Origin of the sequence: Roseofilum capinflatum BLCC-M114 (genome assembly GCF_030068505.1) — a bacterium.
GTDB lineage: Bacteria > Cyanobacteriota > Cyanobacteriia > Cyanobacteriales > Desertifilaceae > Roseofilum > Roseofilum capinflatum.
In genome coordinates this window covers 1-3513 of sequence record NZ_JAQOSO010000033.1, presented here as the reverse complement: position 1 = coordinate 3513, position 3513 = coordinate 1, and the positions used below count along the sequence as shown (strand labels likewise).

Genomic DNA, 3513 nt, shown 5'->3' with positions numbered 1-3513 from the left:
AGGGAATAGGGTTGTGGTACATGGCTTTGAGCCTTTAAGACTGTACACCATAACACGCGAAGTGCTGTATCATGTCCGGTTAAACAGTTGTCATTGCGATCGCAGGGAAGCATTCCCCAAGATTAGCGAGATGATCGAGATTGCTTCATTTCGCTGGCGCGACCTTCGCAATGACATATCATAATTGATCATTCAGATTTGAAATGACTAAACAAGTCGGTAGTGCCGTGACAACCCTAAAATGGTGGGTTACGGCGGATTGAGAGATTGCTGTCAGAGTCTAGGTTTTAGCCGCCTAACCCACCCTACGATTAGAAATAGGGTACGATCAGAAAATTTGCGATCGCATATAAGCCACCGGTAAACTCACCAATTTCTTCGGTAAAGACACATAAGCACGCTTCGTAAACACATCATAATCATTGCGCTCGATCGCCCCTAAAATCTGTTGATAGAGCATCAGCGCTGACCAAACCGGCCATCGAGCATCCCGAATCAGATAGCGTACACCCCCCTCCGCTTGTTTATAAAACTTCCGCGCTCGTTGAATTTGGAAGCGCATAAAGTTGCGCCAGCGATCGTCAATTACCCCATTGAGTAAATCCTCTTCCGTATAGTCAAACAGGGCCAACTCTTCCAAAGGTAAATAAATTCTACCCCGCTCAATATCTTCCCCCACATCCCGGAGAATATTGGTTAACTGATTGGCAATACCCAGAGCAACCGCCTCATCGATGGGCACATAGGGCTGAGTATGCCAAGGGGCAATCGAACCAGACTCATCTACCCCCATCACGGATGTAGACATTAATCCCACAGTTCCCGCGACTCGGTAACAGTACAAATACAGATCCTCGAAGGTTTGATACCGATTCTGGAATAAATCCATCCGTTGCCCGGCAATCATATCGCGGAAAGGCTGAATATCGAGGGCAAACTGTTCTAGGGTATCCACTAGAGCCACTTCCTCATCCGTGAGAGCATGACCCTTAAACACTTCTTCTAGGCGCTCTTCCCAATCATCAAGGGTGGCTGGGGTGGTAATTTCACTTTCCTTGCCATCGACTAATTCATCGGTGTGGCGACACCAAGCATAAATGGCCCAAATGGCCCGGCGCTTGGCTTCTGGCATCAATAGGGTTCCTAAATAGAAGGTTTTGGCATAGGTTGCCGTAATTTGACGACAGAGTTCATAGGATTCTTCTAGGGAGACAAGCGGTCTCATGCGAGCAGGCTTCGGTAATTGCAGCATGGGTTACAGAGAGATTCGGCGGTGGGGGACTTAGAGTGCGGACTCAGATTTAGCCGGGGACTTTATTGGAGTTTCTCCTAATTCCTGACTTCTGACAATAGCTTGGGCGGTTAATTTACCGGATAAGACCGCTCCTTCCATGCTGGCTAGGTAGCGCTGCATGGTGTAATCTCCGGTCAGATAGAAGTTAGGAATGGGGGTTTCCTGGGAGGGGCGGTGGTTTTGCCGTCCGGGGGTGGCTTTGTAGACGGAGCGGGGGGTTTTGACCACGTGGGACTTGAGCAATTTTGTGGGATTATCCCCGGTAAAGTGTTGGGGAAAGAGGGTTTTGAGTTCGGCTAAGGTGGCTTCGATGATGTCTTCATCGGATTTAGAAATCCAGTCTTTTGCCGGTGCAAGCACGAGTTCGAGCATGGAGCGGTCGGGGTTGGCGTACTCTTTGCAGGTGTTGCTCATGTCTGCGTAGACGCTCAGGAGGGGAGAGCGGGAGAAGAGCAGGTGGTCAATATCGGTGAGTTTGCGGTCAAACCACAGATGCAGGTTGATGACGGGAACTCCTTCTAAACCTTGCAGTTGCTGGAAGTAGGGCATGGCTCGCCAGGGTTGGGGCAGGATGGTTTTTAGGGGGTCTACGGGCATGGCGGAAACGTAGACATCGGCGTTGAGGACTTCATCGGGTTGGCCATCCATTCCCCGCAGTAAGAAGCCGCCTACGCTGTAGTCGTCTTTGAGGAGGAATTGTTTGACGGGGGCGTTGAGTCGGACTTGGCCGCCGCGATCGCCAATATAATCGACTAAAGGCTGGCATAGTCGTTCTGTGGGCGAGCCATCGAGAAAGGCCATTTTCGAGCCGTTTTTCTCCTGGAGAAATCGATTTAGAGCCGTGAGGATAATCGTAGCGGAGATTTCATCCGGGTTGATGAAGTTCAACGCTTTGGACATGGCGATGAACACTTCGGTTTCGATGCGAGGGGGGACGTTCTGTTTTTTGAGCCATTCGCTGAAGGAATATTGATCCATTTCCTCCACGTAGCTCTGTCCCTTGAGAATAGCTGGAAGTAGTCCAATACCAAACTGGATTTTTTCGCTCCAGGTGAGCATGTCATTGTTGCGGAGAATGGCAATCAGGCCATTGATGGGGGCGGGGAGGTCGGGAAAGTCAAACCGGGAGTAGGTTCCGGGCTTTTCCGGCTGGTTAAAGATCATCGAGTGCTGTTTCCATTGCAGCCGGTCTTCGATATCCAATTCTTTGAACAATTGCAGCATGTTGGGATAGGCCCCAAAGAAGATATGCAACCCGGTTTCGTACCAGTCTCCGTCTTCGTCTTTCCAGGCGGCGACTTTGCCCCCTAGGACATCCCGACGCTCTAGGATAATGGGGGTGTGGCCCGCATCGGTGAGGTATTTGGCGCAGGAGAGTCCTGCTAATCCAGCTCCAGCGATCGCAACTCGCATTTAGTTTTTTTTCCGCTCTGTAACATTTCTTATTATTCTACTATAGTTGGCCCAGAGTTCTCACGTTTTGATCGAAAGATCGCCAAAAATGGAGAAATATCCGAAATGGCGATCGCCGGAAATCTGGCTTGCCAACGGATTGAAGTTGTGATACATTTCTTAACAGTAGAGAAACAATTCCGTTGGCTCTACGGGCTGCGGAGATCCAAAACAACCGGTAAGCAAAGTTGCCAGTTGTCCAGGTGTCTCCCGTAAGTCTTTTGTCTTTTTCTAATTACCGATGCTTGAAGTTCAGAGCGTTCCACCCTGTGGAGTCGCGGGAACCTTTGGGCCATTTTTTAGGGTGTTCTAGTCTCATGCATTAGAGCAGACAGATTCTTGTCCTGCTATCTCTGTGCAGTTGAGGGACTAGCACAACCGAGATAGATCCTGCTCCAGAGTTTCCTTATGGTGGAAACCATAGGGGAGGTTCACGGGCTGCTGACTTCACGCGATCGTTTTTCCCACCCATGATTTTTTATTCATCACCTCATTTGGAGTTGCGGCTGATCTATGTACTTAACTGGCGTTTTTTTAACTCGAAATTCTAACGTTTTAACCACACCTTGGTTCTGGAAAGCTTTAATCTCTATGGGTAAGGGTTGGGTCTTATTTTGTCAATATTCTTGGTTGATTTCGCCCCTAAAGTGTCTTTTGGCGAGTTAGTTTGTAAATTTGCGGTAATAGGGAATGGGGAATGGGGAATGGGGATTGGGGAATGGGGAATGGGGAATGGGGAATGGGGAATGGGGAATGGGGAATAGGGA

2 protein-coding genes are annotated in these 3513 nt (G+C 49.3%); both read right to left on the bottom strand.

All coding sequences use genetic code 11. The annotated features are described in order from the left end of the window. Window positions 1-328: 328 nt before the first annotated feature. Window positions 329-1252, bottom strand: coding sequence for a 15-cis-phytoene synthase CrtB (gene crtB / locus PMG25_RS07425; protein ID WP_283766266.1), 924 nt, complete (start codon window positions 1250-1252; stop codon window positions 329-331). A 30-nt stretch (window positions 1253-1282) separates the two neighbouring features. Beyond that, entirely contained in the window at window positions 1283-2707 is a 1425-nt protein-coding gene (gene pds / locus PMG25_RS07420) for a 15-cis-phytoene desaturase (protein WP_283766265.1), read from the bottom strand. Window positions 2708-3513 lie beyond the last annotated feature (806 nt).

Excerpts from the sequence above, each read along its gene's own strand:
- crtB (WP_283766266.1), bottom strand. The coding sequence starts at position 1,252 with ATGCTGCAATTACCGAAGCCTGCTCGCATGAGACCGCTTGTCTCCCTA.
- pds (WP_283766265.1), bottom strand. The coding sequence starts at position 2,707 with ATGCGAGTTGCGATCGCTGGAGCTGGATTAGCAGGACTCTCCTGCGCC.